Annotated in this window: 12 protein-coding genes; 8 read left to right on the top strand and 4 right to left on the bottom strand. The window is 65.5% G+C overall.

Annotated elements, in window-relative coordinates:
• On the top strand, positions 1–1,311 hold the full coding sequence (locus GGR25_RS04730; protein ID WP_183397535.1) for a replication-associated recombination protein A: 1,311 nt from the start codon (positions 1–3) through the stop codon (positions 1,309–1,311).
• Between the two features lie 6 nt (positions 1,312–1,317).
• Here the strand turns inward: GGR25_RS04730 and tet are convergent, their stop codons facing one another.
• Positions 1,318–2,505, bottom strand: coding sequence for a Tet(A)/Tet(B)/Tet(C) family tetracycline efflux MFS transporter (gene tet / locus GGR25_RS04725; protein ID WP_183397534.1), 1,188 nt, complete (start codon positions 2,503–2,505; stop codon positions 1,318–1,320).
• A 75-nt stretch (positions 2,506–2,580) separates the two neighbouring features.
• Here tet and GGR25_RS04720 point away from each other — a divergent pair, with 75 nt between their 5' ends.
• The gene (locus GGR25_RS04720) at positions 2,581–3,219 is read left to right on the top strand and encodes a TetR/AcrR family transcriptional regulator C-terminal domain-containing protein (protein WP_183397533.1); all 639 of its coding nucleotides are present in this window, start codon (positions 2,581–2,583) and stop codon (positions 3,217–3,219) included.
• Between the two features lie 106 nt (positions 3,220–3,325).
• Positions 3,326–3,946, top strand: a complete 621-nt coding sequence (locus GGR25_RS04715) for a glutathione S-transferase family protein (RefSeq protein WP_183397532.1) — start codon at positions 3,326–3,328, stop codon at positions 3,944–3,946.
• A 4-nt stretch (positions 3,947–3,950) separates the two neighbouring features.
• Here the strand turns inward: GGR25_RS04715 and GGR25_RS04710 are convergent, their stop codons facing one another.
• A complete protein-coding gene (locus tag GGR25_RS04710) occupies positions 3,951–5,432 on the bottom strand; it encodes a DHA2 family efflux MFS transporter permease subunit (RefSeq protein WP_183397531.1) in 1,482 nt (493 codons plus the stop codon).
• 418 nt (positions 5,433–5,850) lie between these two features.
• Here GGR25_RS04710 and GGR25_RS04705 point away from each other — a divergent pair, with 418 nt between their 5' ends.
• Positions 5,851–6,963: an S-(hydroxymethyl)glutathione dehydrogenase/class III alcohol dehydrogenase gene (locus tag GGR25_RS04705; RefSeq protein WP_183397530.1), complete on the top strand. Its 1,113-nt coding sequence runs from the start codon at positions 5,851–5,853 to the stop codon at positions 6,961–6,963.
• Positions 6,964–6,973: 10 nt separating this feature from the next.
• Positions 6,974–8,092: an AAA family ATPase gene (locus tag GGR25_RS04700; RefSeq protein ID WP_183397529.1), complete on the top strand. Its 1,119-nt coding sequence runs from the start codon at positions 6,974–6,976 to the stop codon at positions 8,090–8,092.
• A 421-nt stretch (positions 8,093–8,513) separates the two neighbouring features.
• Here GGR25_RS04700 and GGR25_RS04695 read toward each other — a convergent pair whose 3' ends face one another.
• Both GGR25_RS04695 and GGR25_RS04690 read right to left on the bottom strand, forming a co-directional pair.
• Positions 8,514–9,497: a YaaC family protein gene (locus GGR25_RS04695; RefSeq protein WP_183397528.1), complete on the bottom strand. Its 984-nt coding sequence runs from the start codon at positions 9,495–9,497 to the stop codon at positions 8,514–8,516.
• A 460-nt stretch (positions 9,498–9,957) separates the two neighbouring features.
• Complete coding sequence (locus GGR25_RS04690; protein ID WP_183397527.1) at positions 9,958–11,553, bottom strand: AAA family ATPase; 1,596 nt, start codon at positions 11,551–11,553, stop codon at positions 9,958–9,960.
• Between the two features lie 724 nt (positions 11,554–12,277).
• On the opposite strand from GGR25_RS04690, the gene GGR25_RS04685 reads away from it, so the two are divergent.
• The 3 genes from GGR25_RS04685 (at position 12,278) to GGR25_RS04675 (ending at position 14,835) form a co-directional block, all read left to right on the top strand.
• Positions 12,278–13,336, top strand: coding sequence for a fatty acid desaturase (locus tag GGR25_RS04685; protein WP_246409193.1), 1,059 nt, complete (start codon positions 12,278–12,280; stop codon positions 13,334–13,336).
• A gap of 292 nt (positions 13,337–13,628) precedes the next feature.
• Positions 13,629–13,790 (top strand): DUF3309 family protein, encoded by a 162-nt coding sequence (locus tag GGR25_RS04680; RefSeq protein WP_183397526.1) that lies wholly within the window; start codon positions 13,629–13,631, stop codon positions 13,788–13,790.
• 25 nt (positions 13,791–13,815) lie between these two features.
• Positions 13,816–14,835: a fatty acid desaturase gene (locus GGR25_RS04675; protein WP_183397525.1), complete on the top strand. Its 1,020-nt coding sequence runs from the start codon at positions 13,816–13,818 to the stop codon at positions 14,833–14,835.
• Positions 14,836–14,853 lie beyond the last annotated feature (18 nt).

The following is a 14,853-nucleotide window of genomic DNA, read 5'->3' as shown; positions in this document are numbered from 1 at the left end:
ATGAGCGATCTCTTCGCCGCGGCGGGACTGGAGAAGGCGGCGCCGCGCCCGCTGGCCGATCGGCTGCGCCCGCAGCGCCTCGCCGAGGTCGTCGGGCAGGACCACCTGGTCGGCGAAGGCGGCGCGATAACGCGCATGCTCCATTCCGGCTCGCTCGGCTCGATGATCTTCTGGGGACCGCCGGGCACGGGCAAGACGACCGTCGCGCGCCTGCTCGCGCATGAGACGGATCTGCATTTCGAGCAGATCTCGGCGATCTTTTCCGGCGTCGCGGATTTGAAGAAGGTGTTCGAGGCGGCGCGGGCGCGGCGGCAGATCGGCAAGGGCACGTTGCTCTTCGTCGACGAGATCCACCGCTTCAACCGCGCCCAGCAGGACAGCTTCCTGCCGGTGATGGAGGACGGTACCGTCACGCTGGTCGGCGCGACGACGGAGAACCCCTCCTTCGAGCTGAACGCAGCGCTGCTGTCCCGCGCCCGCGTGCTCGTTTTCCATTCGCACGACGCCCATTCGATCGGGCAGTTGCTGGAGCGCGCCGAAGAGACGGAGGGCAAGCCCCTGCCGCTCGACGAGGAGGCCCGCGAGGTGCTGATCCGCATGGCGGATGGCGACGGCCGCGCCTCGCTGACGCTGGCCGAGGAAGTCTGGCGCGCCGCGAGGGAAGGCGAAATCTTCGATTCGAAGGCGCTGCAGGAGATCGTGCAGCGCCGCGCGCCGATCTACGACAAGGGCCAGGACGGCCATTACAACCTCATCTCCGCCCTGCACAAATCCGTCCGCGGCTCCGATCCCGACGCGGCGCTTTATTATCTCGCGCGCATGTTCGATGCCGGCGAGGATCCGCTCTATCTGGGACGGCGCCTCGTGCGCATGGCGGTCGAGGATATCGGCCTCGCCGACCCGCAGGCGCTGGTCATCGCCAATGCCGCGAAGGATGCCTATGACTATCTCGGCAGCCCGGAAGGCGAACTCGCCTTCGCGCAGGCCTGCGTCTATCTCGCCACGGCGCCGAAATCGAACGCCGTCTACACCGCCTTCAAGGCCGCGACGCAGACCGCGAAGCAGGGCGGTTCGCTGCTGCCGCCCAAGCGCATCCTGAACGCGCCGACCAAGCTGATGAAGGGCGAGGGCTACGGCGAGGGCTATCGCTACGACCACGACGAGCCCGACGCCTTCTCGGGCCAGGACTATTTCCCCGACGCACTGGGGCGCCAGAGCTTCTACGAGCCGGTCGAACGCGGCTTCGAGCGCGAAATCAGGAAGCGCATGGACTATTGGGCCAAGCTGAGGAAGGAGCGCGGCGGGGGGTAGGGCAGCTCACGCCGTCATGCCAGGTTGCGACCGCGACGCGGCGAGCAGGAGTGGCAGGCAGACGAGATAGAGCGCCGCCCCGACCAGCCACACGAGACCCGGCACCTGGGCGCGCGAGGCGAAATAGAGGCTGCTGATCAGCAACGGTCCGAAGATCGAGGCGAGGCTGGTCATGCTGGCAAGTACGCCCTGCAGACGCCCCTGATGATCGGCGCTGACGCGGGCGGTGAGCAGGGACTGCATCGCCGGACCGCCGAGCCCGCCGAGGCAGAACAGCGGCAGCAGCATGAAGGCCATCCAGCCCTGCGTTGCCAGCGCGATCAGCACATAGGCGAGCGTATCGGCGCCGATGCCGACGACGAGGGCGCGCCGCGCGCCATAGCGCTCGGCGATCGGGCCGACCAGGAACGCCTGCGCCAGCGCGTGGAACACGCCGAAGCCGGCGAGCGAGATGCCGATCGTCACCGTGTCCCAGCCGAACCGGTCCTCGCCATAGAGCACCCAGATCGTCCCGGCGATCTCGCCGATGAAGCCGAGAATGACATAGGCGCCGAGGAGCGGCAGCAAGGCGGGGAAGGTCAGCGCCCAGCGCAGCGGCGCGAGCGGGTTCAGCGAGGGCCGCTCGCCTTCCGCGATGCCGGGCGTCCGCGATTCCTTCAGAACGAGGAAGGTGACGACGAGGTTGATGCCGTTGAGCACCGCCGCTGCGATGAATGGCGCCCGAACCCAGATGTCGCCGAGCGTGCCGCCGAGCACGGGGCCGGCAATGAAGCCGAGGCCGAAGCAGGCGCTCAACTGGCCGAAGCGGCGGGCGCGCTGGGAATCCGGCGTGATGTCGGTGATATAGGCCGAGGCCACTGCCATATTGGCCGCTGTGGCGCCGGCGATCGCCCGCCCGAGAAAGAGCAGCGCCAGCGTCGGCGCGAAAGCCATGAAGAGATAATCGATCGCCGCGCCGGCAAGCGAGGCGAGCAGAACGGGCCGCCGCCCGAACCGGTCCGAGAGCATGCCGAGCAGGGGCGAGGCGATGAACTGCATCAGCGCATAAAGGGAGAGGAAGGCGCCGAACCGCCAACCGAGATCGCCGGTGTGGCCGACATCGCGCAAGAGGCTCGGAATGATCGGCAGAGTCAGGCCGATACCGGCCGCATCCAGCGTGATCGTCGCAAGAATGGCGCAAAGGGATCTGTTCAAGACATCACGCTGGGTTAAACTTTATCATCGATAAATTTCCATAGGCGCGATGCTCACATCTGGCAAGGGGAAGAAATGAAGGTCGATCGGGCGCGCATCGTCGACGAGGCGTTGCAGCTTCTGAATGAGGTCGGCGTGGACCGGCTGACCACGCGGGCGCTTGCCATACGCCTCGGCGTGCAGCAGCCCGCGCTCTATTGGCATTTCAAGAGCAAGCGCGCTTTGCTCAATGCGATGAACGACGAGATCCAGGCGCGGGCGCCCGGTCGTCGCGCGCCGTTGCCCGGTGAGCCCTGGCGGGCCTTCCTGGAGATGAACGCGCGCAATTTTCACGCGGGCCTGACGGCGTGGCGCGACGGCGCGCGCGTCCATGCCGGCACGGAGGCGGGGCCGCAGGATCTCGACCAGATCGAGGCGCAACTGCGCCATCTGGTGGAGGCCGGCTTCAGCGCGGTCTTTGCGATGGATCTCGTCATCGCGATCAGCCGCTATACAGTCGGCTGTGTGGTGGAAGAGCAGGCCGAGAGCGTGGAAGACGCGGATCGCCGCGCCCTCGACGAAGGCGCCAAGGCCTATCCACTCACCGCGATCGCCGTCCATCACTATCGAACCAGCAGCCCGGCTGCAGCGTTCGAGCTCGGCCTGCGCCTGATCCTCGACGGAGCGGCGGCCGTGCTGGCTGGTGGGGAGGAAGAGGCGAACGACGAGCCGTGACCGCGCCTGACTCTCGCGATGGCGATCGGCTCCGAGCAAGAGCTTGGCGCGGGGGCGGCGCAGTCGCTAGGATTGACCGAGCGGCTCGTGCCCAGCGGAGACACCCATGTTCCTCATCGGCCAATACGACTCCCCCTTCGTCCGCCGCGTCGGCATTGCGCTGAAGCTTTATGGCCTGCCCTTCGAGCAGAAGCCGTGGTCGACCTTTGCCGATGCGGAGAAGATCGTCGTCTATAACCCGCTTCGCCGCGTGCCGACTTTGGTGCTGGATAGCGGCGAGGTGCTGATCGAGAGCGCTGCGATCCTCGATTGGCTGGACGAGCAGGTCGAGGAAGACCAGCGCCTGATTGCCGACCATGGGCCGGACCGGCGCCGCGCGCTCAAGATCGCGGCGCTCGGCACCGGGCTCGCCGACAAGGCGGTGATCCTTTTCTACGAAGGCGTGCTGCATAAGGAGAAGTCGGACGTCTGGGTCGCGCGTTGCCGCGCGCAGATCGCCGACGTGCTCGATGTGCTCGAGGCCGAACGGGCGGCTGTATCGACGAGCTGGTGGTTCGGCGAGCGCATCGGCCATGCCGATATCGCGGTCGCCTGCGCGCTCCGCTTCGTGCGCGATGTGCATCCCGATCTCTTCGGCGATCATCCGGCGCTGCTGGCCCACGCCGAGCGCTGCGAGGCGCTGCCGGTCTTCGCCGAGATATCGCAGGCCTTCAGCCCGCCGGCCTGACGCCTCAGGCGTCGGGCGCGACGCGCCGGCGCCACCACGTCGCGGTCGCGGCGACGAGGGCGAGGCCGAACAGGAGGCCGAAGCTCGTCTCGACCGCGCCCAGCATCGGATGGCCGTAGAAGAACACGGTGTCGCCCGTCGCCCCGGTGATGACTTCCGTCCGCCAGCGCAGCATCGAGGCGGAGGAGGCGATGCCGAGGCTGACGCCCAGCATGCGCGCGAGATTGATCATCGCCCCGGCCTCGCCCGCAAAGCGCGCCGGCGCCGCGCCCATGGTGGCGCTGTTGTTCGGCGCCATGAAGAAGCCGAGCCCGGCGCCGAAGACGGCAAGCGCGATCATGCCGATGGTGCGCGAAGGGATCGGCTCCAGCGCGACCAGCGAGAGCGTCAGCAACGCGGCGGCGGCCAGCGCCATGCCGAAGAGCGCCAGCGTCGCCGTGCCATGGCGCTTGACCAGCGCGCCGGCGAAGGGTGCGGCGATGCCGAGCGCGATCGGGATGGCGGAAAGGCGCAGCCCCGCGCGCTCCGGCGGCTCGTGCAGCCCGCGGATCGCGGCATACGACATCAGATAGAACATGCCATAGAGCAGCGCATAGGAGAGCAGCACGGCGACGACGCCGAGCGAGAACGGCTTCGACGCGAAGATGCCGAGATCGATCAGCGGCGAGGGCGTCCGCTTCTCGCGCAGGATGAAGCAGGCGAGCAGCACGATGCCGCCGATCCCGAAGGCGAGCGCCGGCAGCGAGGCGATGCCCCAATCGGCGATGTGGTTCAGCACGATCACGAGGCAGACGAGTGAGGGTCCGAGCAGCAGCGCGCCCTGCCAGTCGAAGGGCTGCCGGTCACGCTCCGTATCGTCGGGCAGGACGAGCCAGCCCGCCACGGCACCGAGAAGGCCGATCGGCACCGTCACCCAGAAGATCGCCTGCCAGCCAAAGAAGCCGAGCAGCAGCCCGCCCGCGATCGGCCCCAGGCTGACGCCGACGGCCTGGGCGGCGGAGAAATAGCCCATGGCCCGGGCGCGGAGCGCCTTGCCGGCCGCCTGGTTGAGGATCACGATCGAATTGGCGCCGAGGCTCGCCCCGCCAATGCCCTGGATGATGCGGTAGACGATCAGTTCCGGCAGGCTGGTGGCGATGCCGCAGAGCGCCGAGGCGAGGATAAAGACCACCATGCCGGCCAGATAGAGCCGCTTCCGGCCGAACATGGCGCAGAGCCGCCCGAAGACGGGGAGGGCGGCCGAGAAGGCGAGCACATAGGAGAGCGCGACCCAGCTCGCCAGCGTTTCGCGCGTGTCGAACACGACGGCGAGATCGGGCAAGGCGAGCTGCACGACGCTGGCATCGAACTGGCCCATGGCGGCGCCGATGCAGGTGACGGCGACGATCGGCCAGGGATTGGCATGCGGCCGCGCCGGGTCGGCGGGCAGCGGCGCACCGCCCGGTGCTCCCTCACGCGAACCCGCGCCCGACACCGCTCCATCCATCCGCCCGTCCCCCGACTTTCGATTGCATACAATCGCTAGCACGACGACGCCCGCCAATGGAACGCCGTGTCGCAGGGAGGATGGCGGCGACGCGCGGGTGTTTTCGCCTCTCCTTGGCCCCCTCCTCGAAACGTTGATACGCCGATGTCGCCCCCGTCTCCGCCGTCATCCCGTGCTCGACACGGGATCCATTCAGCCGAAGCGCCGGTCGACGCGGCGCCTCAGGCTGTATGGATCCCGGCTTCCGCCGGGATGACGGCAGCTGGATGGGGCCGCAGCATCGCTCCTCGAAAGTCGCCCGCCACATTCTCCCCGCGCCGCCTTGCGCCTCCTCTTCCCTGCGCTTGGACGCGGCGTATAAGCTTGGGGCGAAGCGAGAGGGAATCTCGCCCCGACGTTCGACAGAGAGGAACCGCCCATGAAGACCCGTGCCGCAGTCGCCTGGGAAGCCAACAAGCCGCTGACCATCGAGACGATCGAGCTCGACGGGCCGAAGGCGGGCGAGGTGCTCGTCGAGATCATGGCGACGGGCGTGTGCCACACCGACGCCTATACGCTGTCCGGCCTCGATTCGGAGGGCAAGTTCCCGGCGATCCTCGGCCATGAGGGCGCGGGCATCGTGCGCGAGGTCGGCGCCGGCGTCACCTCGGTGAAGGTCGGCGACCACGTCATCCCGCTCTATACGCCCGAGTGCCGCAACTGCAAGACGTGCCTGTCGCGCCGCTCCAATCTCTGCACCTCGATCCGCGCCACGCAGGGCCAGGGCCTGATGCCGGATTCGACGACGCGCTTCTCCTGCTCGGGCGAGCAGGTGTTCCATTATATGGGCACCTCGACCTTCTCGAACTTCACCGTGCTGCCGGAGATCGCGCTCGCCAAGGTCCGCGAGGACGCGCCCTTCGACAAGATCTGCTACATCGGCTGCGGCGTGACGACCGGCATCGGCGCGGTGGTCTATACGGCCAAGGTCTGGCCGGGCGCCAATGTCGTGGTGTTCGGCCTCGGCGGCATCGGTTTGAACGTGATCCAGGGCGCGCGCATGGTCGGCGCGGACAAGATCATCGGCGTCGACCTGAACCCCGGCAAGGTCGAGATGGCGCGGAAGTTCGGCATGACGCACTTCATCAATCCCGATGAGGTCGGCCGCGACAAGGTCGTGCAGGCGATCATCGACCTGACCGGCGGCGGCGCCGATTTCTCCTTCGAATGCATCGGCAATGTCCACACCATGCGCCAGGCGCTGGAGTGCTGCCATCGCGGCTGGGGCGAATCCATCATCATCGGCGTGGCGCCCTCGGGCACCGAGATTGCGACCCGCCCGTTCCAGCTCGTCACCGGCCGCGTCTGGAAGGGCTCGGCCTTTGGCGGCGCGCGCGGGCGCACCGACGTGCCGAAGATCGTCGACTGGTACATGGAGGGGAAGATCAACATCGACGATCTGATCACCCACACCATGCCGCTCGACGAGATCAACACGGCGTTCGACCTGATGCATGAGGGCAAGTCGATCCGCTCGGTGGTGGTGTATTGATCCGCGCGCAATGAAGCTGCCGCTGACAGCCGTCTCGATCGAGAACTACCGCTCGCTGCGGAAGATCTATCTGCCGATCGGGCGGCTGACGGTGCTTCTCGGCAGGAACGGCGTCGGCAAATCCAATCTCTACCGCGCGCTCGAGCTGTTGCAGCACGCGGCCACGGGGACCATCACGCGGGCGATCGTGGAGGAGGGCGGCGTCGAGAGCGTCTTCTGGGCCGGACCGCGCCGGAAGGGCGACAGAGCGCGGCTGTCGCTGCGCGCCGTGTTCGACGATCTCGACTATGCCATCGAGATCGGCACGCCGGCGCTCGACGAGGCGGCGCTGACGCTCGCCGAGCCGCTGGTCAAGGCGGAGTCGCTGCGCGCGACCTCCGGCCGGCGGCCCGTCACGCTGATGCAGCGCGCCGGCCCGGCCGCATGGCTGCGCGGCGAGGATGGCGCACGCATCACCTATGACGAGGCGCTGGTCCCGTCGGAAACCGCGCTCGCCGCCTTCCGTGATCAGGGGCGTTTCGCCGAGCTCGAGACGGTGCGGCGCGCGCTGTCCGACTGGCGCTTCTATCACGACTTCCGCACCGACCGGGCTTCGCCGCTCCGCCGCCCGGCCCTCGCGGTCACGACACCGACGCTCGCCTCAAACGGCGCGGATCTCGCCGCGGCGCTGGCGACCGTGAAACAGGTGCGCGGCGAGATGCCGGCGATCGCGGCCGCCATCCATGACGCGTTTCCCGGCGCCCGGCTCGCCTTCGAATTCCCCGATGGCCGCGTGGCGCTCGGCCTCCAGTTCGCCGATCTGCCGCGTCCGCTCGGCGCGCATGAGCTCTCCGACGGCACGCTGGCCTATCTCGCCCTCGTCGCGGCGCTCTCGAGCTACCGCCTGCCGGCCTTCATCGCGCTGAACGAGCCGGAAACGAGCCTCCACCCCGATCTCATCCCCCCGCTGGCGCGCCTGATCGCCAAGGCCGCCGAACGCACCCAGATCTGGGTCGTCACCCACTCCGAACCCCTCGCCGCCGCCCTCGCCGAAGAAGCGGGCATCACCCCGCGCACCGTCATCAAACAGGACGGCGCGACCTGGATCGAGGGGCTGAAGCTGGTGGGGAGCTTTGCGGAGGAGGAGTGAGGGGGGCATCGGGAGCATGCCGCCCAGCCATCAGCGCGGCTCGTTGTCCAGATTGGGAAGGAGCCGTTGTCGTGATATTGGATCGCCGACGCCGTCTTTGGAAGCAACGCTACCAGCTTCCCGTACTGCAAGAAGACGGACGGTAGTTTTGCTCAATTGATTCATTCTGGGGACACATGTGATTCATTCTGGGGACACATGAGCGTCTGCTGACGACCCATCATAGAGCCCTCGACGGCCCTTGCTGCGATGTCGACTTTGCGCCCCAATTTCGGTCATCCCGCCGGTCGAAAGCTAATTCTGGGAGCCGCCACTCGGTCAAGAATCTGCGTTCAATGAGTATGGCGGATATGTCTTGTCACGAACCTGCCGGACGCCATGGGCGCGCCCAATGAAACACCCTCGGTGTAGTCCCGAACCGTCAGAGGATGCTCGGCTTGGCGACGTCACGTCGCGCCATCTCCGATGCCATCAGATAAAGAAATTGAAGCGGTTGGCCGGTCACGAAGTCTCGCACGCGAGGTCCGAAGGCGCCCTGCAGCAGGGCGTCGAAATGGTGCGGGCGATACCTTGTGATCGAGCCTAGGTAGAACGTGACGGCGTACATCGAGAGAAGTTGTGGGAGACGGTGCGGCAATTCGGCGGGCGGACACAGATAAAGGTAGTATCGCCGATAAGGCGGGATCGATGACACGGTAGTCCAGAGGCTGGGCCGCACTGTCTCCACAACATGGTGAATATGGTCCGCCGGGTAGTTGTTGGGACAGGGTTGGGTCGCGGTCTGCTCAAGGCAAATCTGCCTTGGCACATCCGACTGCACCTCGCGGAAGGTGGCTCCGAGGCCTGATTCCGCGAGCAGGCGAGTGTGGCTAACGTTGAGTCGCGATAGGTCGTCTGCTTGGAGATAGATGCGCAGCCAGAGCGTATGTGCCGTCGCATCGTGCCAGAATTGCAGGTCGTGGATGGCAATGAACCGCTCGACCTTGCCGGACGCCTGCGCCCACAAACGGTGCCCCGGCAGGATTTGTGGAAGCAGGGCGGGCAGGTCGTAATTGGCTTGCCCCGCCAAGTGCGTGCCGGTGAGCAAGCCATATAGTTCATCGAAGTTCTGAGCGCGGGCGGCGGTGGTCTGGTCGGCCACGAGATAGGCGTCCACGAGTTCGCGGCGGCCTGCCCGAAGGCGTTCCTTAAGTCCGTGCTGCGCCTGATCGAACGTTGAGCGCGCGCCACGTGTAAGGCAGAACGTCTTCAACAGGTTCATGTAGCTGTAGTATAGTGCGAGCGGCTGCGCGGCCTCGGTCCCACGCTCTGTTCCCATCACATAGAAGTCCTCAGCCTGCTCCAGCGTCGCCAAGGCCTCGTCACGCCGCAAGCGCGGACATTCTTTTTCCACGGTCTGGCGCATGATCGCCCACGGATCGAGTGCGAAGAGGCGACTTTGAAGCCCCCTATGCAGCCGCCCCGGCCGTGACGGCCAAAAGGAGAACTCGATCTGTCTAGCCTTCACTTGGACTCGCTGGCCCGTTCTAGCCGGATTCAGTCTTGGCATCGCGGCCCCCTTTCTTGCAGATACTGCCAGCGACGTGGTCATCCCGTCATGCGAAAAAAAGCGTTCGCCGACGTGGGGAAACGTCGGAGGCGCGGTCGATTATGGGCAGATCCGACTCTAGGGTAGAACTTCCGGGCTTGGAGGCGATCCCACCGGATACGCTCACCTAGCCCTGCTACACCGCAGTCAACCGCTGCCTCATCGCCAGAAATGACGGGATGTATGCGCCACGTAGCCCGCCCCCGAGTTCCCCTGGCTGCTTCGGTTCCGAAAGACGTGACTGTCGAGGCGGGTAGTAAGAGGGATTCGGGTCTGGTCAGACTCCAAACACGTCTATGCGCAGTTTGTCATGGATGGCCATACCGGGCCTGATCAGCTTCGATAGCGTATTACGTGCGAACGCAGGAGCATCATTGCCCATCTGAGTGAGCGACAGAATTTGCTTGGCCGCGACATAGATGGTACCCGCGGCCTTCTTAATGTCGTCCGCCGGGTGGCCCTGGCTCACCACGCTGGCGATTGCAGCAGCCTTGGCGGCGATTAGGTCCGCCGCCTTCCCTGGTTTCCCGACCGAGTCGCAGAGGGCAATTAACACTTCGTCATCGTAGAGGTAGGATTCGAGATGTCGAAGGCTCAGAACGTTTACGCCTTTGCTCTTGAAGGCTGCGACGTCTGCCGGGGTGTGATCGTCAAGATCGATGAGGCGGATGATTTTGATGCCGGAGGTAAGCTTCGGCAGCACGGTTGCCAATCCGATGAAATCATTCTGTACTTCCTTCGAGTTGCCGGCGGAAATGAAGGCGGTCTCGGGCATCTCGTCAGCGAAGATCGCTTCGTAGACCCGAGCGTCGTGCTCGGTATTCTTCCCCGGCACCGAACCCATAGGGTTGCCTTCGCAGATGACCACTTGCTTGGGTGCTACCAGCGCAGCGAGATCGTCGAGGGCGACGTGCATCACCCCCTCCCAGAAGGCGCGGGTGGGCCTGCTCGGGGAGAGAATAGCTACTTGATCGAAGTCGTGACCGCTGAAATCTATGAAGGCCACCGACGTCGGGTCCGCATCGTACATCTCGCGTGCCTTCCGCATCATCCCTATCGAGTGCGACGCGATCCAGAGTTGAGAGTTGCCAGGAAGTAGACCTACCAGTTCGCCGAGGAGCGCCGCCTGTAGCCGCGTGTTCATGTGGGTTTCCGGCTCGTCGATGCAGTAGATCGCATCCGCATAACTGCGCCGCTTGACCACGAAATCGAGGATCAGGTCGAAGGAAGCCTTCTCACCTCCGGAGAGGTTTTTGTAGTCGAATCCTCTCGAGGTACCCTTATCGAACTGGAAGGTACCCTGGTCGAGAGGATTGCCTACACCGACGAACGTCAGATCGGGGAACAACCGCTTCAAGGGCGACCGGACCTCGCCAATCAGCTTCTCGCGGTAGTCGCCCATGGTCGTCCCGGCCGCCTCGTTGACGAATACGTCCTCCATCGCTTGGGAGGCAAGGCGCTGGTAGTTGACGCTGACCGTCGCGTCGGGCTCGATCAGCCGATTCAAGCGGAGGTTATCAAAGATGGGTCCCTGCCGGCGGAGGGTATCGCTGGTGAATTCATGGTCGTTCCTGTACGCGGTCCGCACGTATAGGTTGCCTCGGGCGAAGCTGTTGCTAGTGTCGGTGGTGACGGAGATCCTAGCGCCGAGGTCGACGACCGGATCCTGCGGCCGATCGTAGTACTTAGTATCGCCGTTCCAGCCGTATCCCGTATCTATGCGGTAACGTAGAAGCAGAGCATCAAAGAGCGAAGACTTGCCGGATCCGTTCGGTCCAGCAAGCACCACAAGCTTGGCGCTCGCTGGGATATCCTGGACGGTCAGTTCGGCGAAACGACGGAACCTGGTGATATGGGCATTAAGCAGACGCACGGCGGAGTCCCTCGCAATCAATCCGAGGAGTAGAGCTTTTGTGCAGCCGTTTGACTAGTACGCTCGCCGCGCATTGACTGCCTCCAACGCAGTGCGGTGCAATTGTCCTCTCGAACGCCCGCGCCACTACATCGAGTTCGCATAACTTCCAGCCGGATGGAGTCCGTTGCGGGGCTCGAGCGCAACATCGTGCGCCTTCAAAGACCGCCCCATTTGGGCTATAAGCGTCGTCAAGTGAGCCGAGCGGCTACGACCACAGTGGGGTCGGCTGCCGCACGGCCGCTATCTGCATAGCGGCAGCCAAGACCGGCCAGTCCACTTCTGGCCCCAAACCCGTCATTGGTGAGAGCCGCGGCGACCTTTCGATTGCGGCGCCAAGCAGACCAATCCGCCTCAGCCTCAATCATCTCTAAGTCAGGCCCTTCCCAAATAGTCATCACCCCAACATTGACTCGCCTCCAATCCACGCGCACGCTCCCTCGATCGCCTCCGTGAGCCTCCGTGGGTGTCACCGTCTTTTCGACCGGGCCGTATGACTGGCTTTCTCTCGATCCGGCCGATCCGACAGCAGGGCAAACGGCTGGAGTTTCTGGAATCGTGGCTCGACAGGATGACGGTTCATTCGCCACGGCCCTCGCTGCCTGCCTCCGCCCCCCACGCAAATCCCCCCGCCCACCCCCGATAATTCCACCCTTTCCGCGCCTTTCTCCTGTATAGCTCGACCATGTCCGACATGATCGATGCTCCGCATGAGACCGGCGCGGCCGGGACGCGCCGTTGGCCGAAGCTGCTTGCTGCCTTTCGCGAGCCTGATGAAGTTCGCAGCGTGTTCGAAATCCTCGTCACCGCGCTGCCTTTTGCCGGTTTCTGGGTGGTGATGTGGTGGCTGGTTTCGACCGGCCATTGGTGGCTGGCGCTGTTCTTCACCGTGCCGGCGGCGGCCTTCCTCGTCCGCCTTTTCATGATCCAGCACGATTGCGGCCACGACGCCTTCTTCCGGCGTCGCGCCGTCAACGACTGGGTCGGGCGCATCATCGGCGTCGCGACTTTCACGCCCTATGATTACTGGCGCCGCACCCACGCGGTGCATCATGCCGGCTCCGGCAATCTCGACCAGCGCGGCATGGGCGACGTCACGACGCTGACCGTCGAGGAATATCGTGCCAGCGGCTTCTGGGGGCGGATCGGCTATCGTGCCTATCGCCATCCGCTGGTCATGTTCGGCATCGGGCCGGCCTATCTCTTCCTGCTGCAATATCGCCTGCCGATCGGGCTGATGCGCGAAGGCTGGCGGCCCTGGGCGAGCGCGATGGGCACCAATCTCGCGATCATCGCCGTGGCCGTTTTTCTGATCTGGCTGGTCGGCCTCGGGCCGTTCCTGATGATCCAGCTTCCGATCGTCGCGGTGGCCGGCTCGATCGGCGTCTGGCTCTTCTATGTCCAGCACCAGTTCGAGGGCACGTTCTGGGCCCGCCCGCCGGAATGGACGCATCAGGAGGCGGCGCTGCATGGCAGCTCCTATTATGTGCTGCCGGGCTTCCTGCGCTGGATGACGGCCAATATCGGCCTGCATCACATCCATCATCTCGCCAGCCGGATTCCCTATTACAACCTCCCCAAGGTCCTGCGGACGCATCCCGAGCTCGGCTCCATCGGCCGCGTCACGCTTAGCGACAGCCTGCGCACGGTCCGCCTCGTCCTCTGGGACGAGCGCCGCCGCCAGATGGTGCCGTTCAAGGGCTGGCGCCGCTGGAGCGCCGCCGCCGCGCCGCAGGCGAGCTGAGGTCGCGCCGCCGACAAGCCGGCGGCCGGACCACCTATATTTGCCGGCCGAGGCAACCAACAGCGTCTCTATGTCTTGAGACTATAGGCGCGGCGTTCGAACGCGCCGACACATTGGTGCGCCCGATGAGCGCCACATCCCGCTTCCCCTAGAACCCGTGTCTCCATCGCGGTTCGGCGTCTCCAGCGCCGAAGCGGTGTGGACTTGCCAGAGCGGTCTTGGCCTTCACATGCGCCGCTTCTGCCGTTGCGCGGGAACGCCCGCGCGACCTCGCGCCCAAGGAGGGCCTATCATGTCCATGATCCTGATCGTCATCATATTGATCCTCATCTTCGGCGGCGGTGGTGGATATTATGGCTATAGCCGCTATGGCGGGCGCGGCCTCGGCGGCGTGCTCGGCATCATCCTGATCATCCTCGTGCTGGTCTGGCTGTTCGGCGGCGTGCGCCTCTGAGCGGGCGCCAGAGCGAGCGGACATCATGTCATCCAACGCGCCCCATGCGGCGATCACGGCGGGCGAACTCGCCCGCTATCGCGAGCCCGCGCTCCGGCGCAGCCTGTTCGAGCTGTCGATCACGGCCGTACCGCTGGTGCTGCTCTGGGCGCTGATGTGGGCGTCGCTGTCCGTCGGCTATTGGCTCAGCCTGCTGCTGGCGGTGCCCGCCGCGGCCTTCCTGATGCGCCTCTTCATGCTCCAGCATGATTGCGGCCATGGCGCGCTCTTCGCCCATCGCGCGGCGAATGACTGGGTCGGCCGGATCATCGGCGTGGTGACGCTCACGCCCTATGGCTTCTGGCGCCGGACGCACGCGATCCATCACGCCGCGGTCGGCAATCTCGACAAGCGCGGCATCGGCGATATCGAGACGCTGACGGTCGCGGAATATGCCGCGCTCGATCCCGCCGCGCGGCGGCGCTACCGGATCTATCGGCATCCGCTCGTCATGTTCGGCCTGGTGCCGGCCTATCTTTTCCTGCTGCATTACCGCCTGCCGGTGGGGCTGATGCGGGCGGGCAGGGCGCCGTGGATCAGCACCATGGGCACCAATGCGGCGATTGCGGCGGTGGTGCTCGGCCTGATCTGGCTGGTCGGCCTCGGGCCCTTCGTCCTGATCCAGGGCCCGGTCATCCTCATCGCCGCCTCGCTGGCGATGTGGTTCTTCTATGTCCAGCACCAGTTCGAAGACACGCGCTGGGTGCATGCGGCGGACTGGAGCTTCCAGGACGCCGCGCTGCATGGCAGCTCGCACTACGAACTGCCGTCGGCGCTCGCCTGGTTCACCGGCAATATCGGCGTGCACCATGTGCATCACCTCGCCAGCCGCATCCCGTTCTATCGGCTCAGCGAAGTCCTCGCGGACCATCCGCAACTGGCGGGCGTCGGCCGCCTGACCTTCTTCGAAAGCTTCCGCTGCGCCCATCTGGCGCTCTGGGACGAGCGCCAGCAGAAGCTGGTTTCGTTCCGGCAGTTTGCGGTGTCCGAGGCGGCTGGCGGCTGATCGAGCTTAGGCCGCGAA

Origin of the sequence: Kaistia hirudinis (assembly GCF_014196455.1) — a bacterium.
Taxonomy (GTDB): Bacteria; Pseudomonadota; Alphaproteobacteria; order Rhizobiales; family Kaistiaceae; genus Kaistia; species Kaistia hirudinis.
Note: the sequence above shows the minus strand (reverse complement) of the source record. Positions and strands in the feature narration are given on the sequence as shown.

Excerpts from the sequence above, each read along its gene's own strand:
- GGR25_RS04730 (WP_183397535.1), top strand. The coding sequence starts at position 1 with ATGAGCGATCTCTTCGCCGCGGCGGGACTGGAGAAGGCGGCGCCGCGC.
- GGR25_RS04720 (WP_183397533.1), top strand. The coding sequence starts at position 2,581 with ATGAAGGTCGATCGGGCGCGCATCGTCGACGAGGCGTTGCAGCTTCTG.
- GGR25_RS04715 (WP_183397532.1), top strand. The coding sequence starts at position 3,326 with ATGTTCCTCATCGGCCAATACGACTCCCCCTTCGTCCGCCGCGTCGGC.
- GGR25_RS04710 (WP_183397531.1), bottom strand. The coding sequence starts at position 5,432 with ATGGATGGAGCGGTGTCGGGCGCGGGTTCGCGTGAGGGAGCACCGGGC.
- GGR25_RS04705 (WP_183397530.1), top strand. The coding sequence starts at position 5,851 with ATGAAGACCCGTGCCGCAGTCGCCTGGGAAGCCAACAAGCCGCTGACC.
- GGR25_RS04700 (WP_183397529.1), top strand. The coding sequence starts at position 6,974 with ATGAAGCTGCCGCTGACAGCCGTCTCGATCGAGAACTACCGCTCGCTG.
- GGR25_RS04695 (WP_183397528.1), bottom strand. The coding sequence starts at position 9,497 with ATGCGCCAGACCGTGGAAAAAGAATGTCCGCGCTTGCGGCGTGACGAG.
- GGR25_RS04685 (WP_246409193.1), top strand. The coding sequence starts at position 12,278 with ATGTCCGACATGATCGATGCTCCGCATGAGACCGGCGCGGCCGGGACG.
- GGR25_RS04680 (WP_183397526.1), top strand. The coding sequence starts at position 13,629 with ATGTCCATGATCCTGATCGTCATCATATTGATCCTCATCTTCGGCGGC.
- GGR25_RS04675 (WP_183397525.1), top strand. The coding sequence starts at position 13,816 with ATGTCATCCAACGCGCCCCATGCGGCGATCACGGCGGGCGAACTCGCC.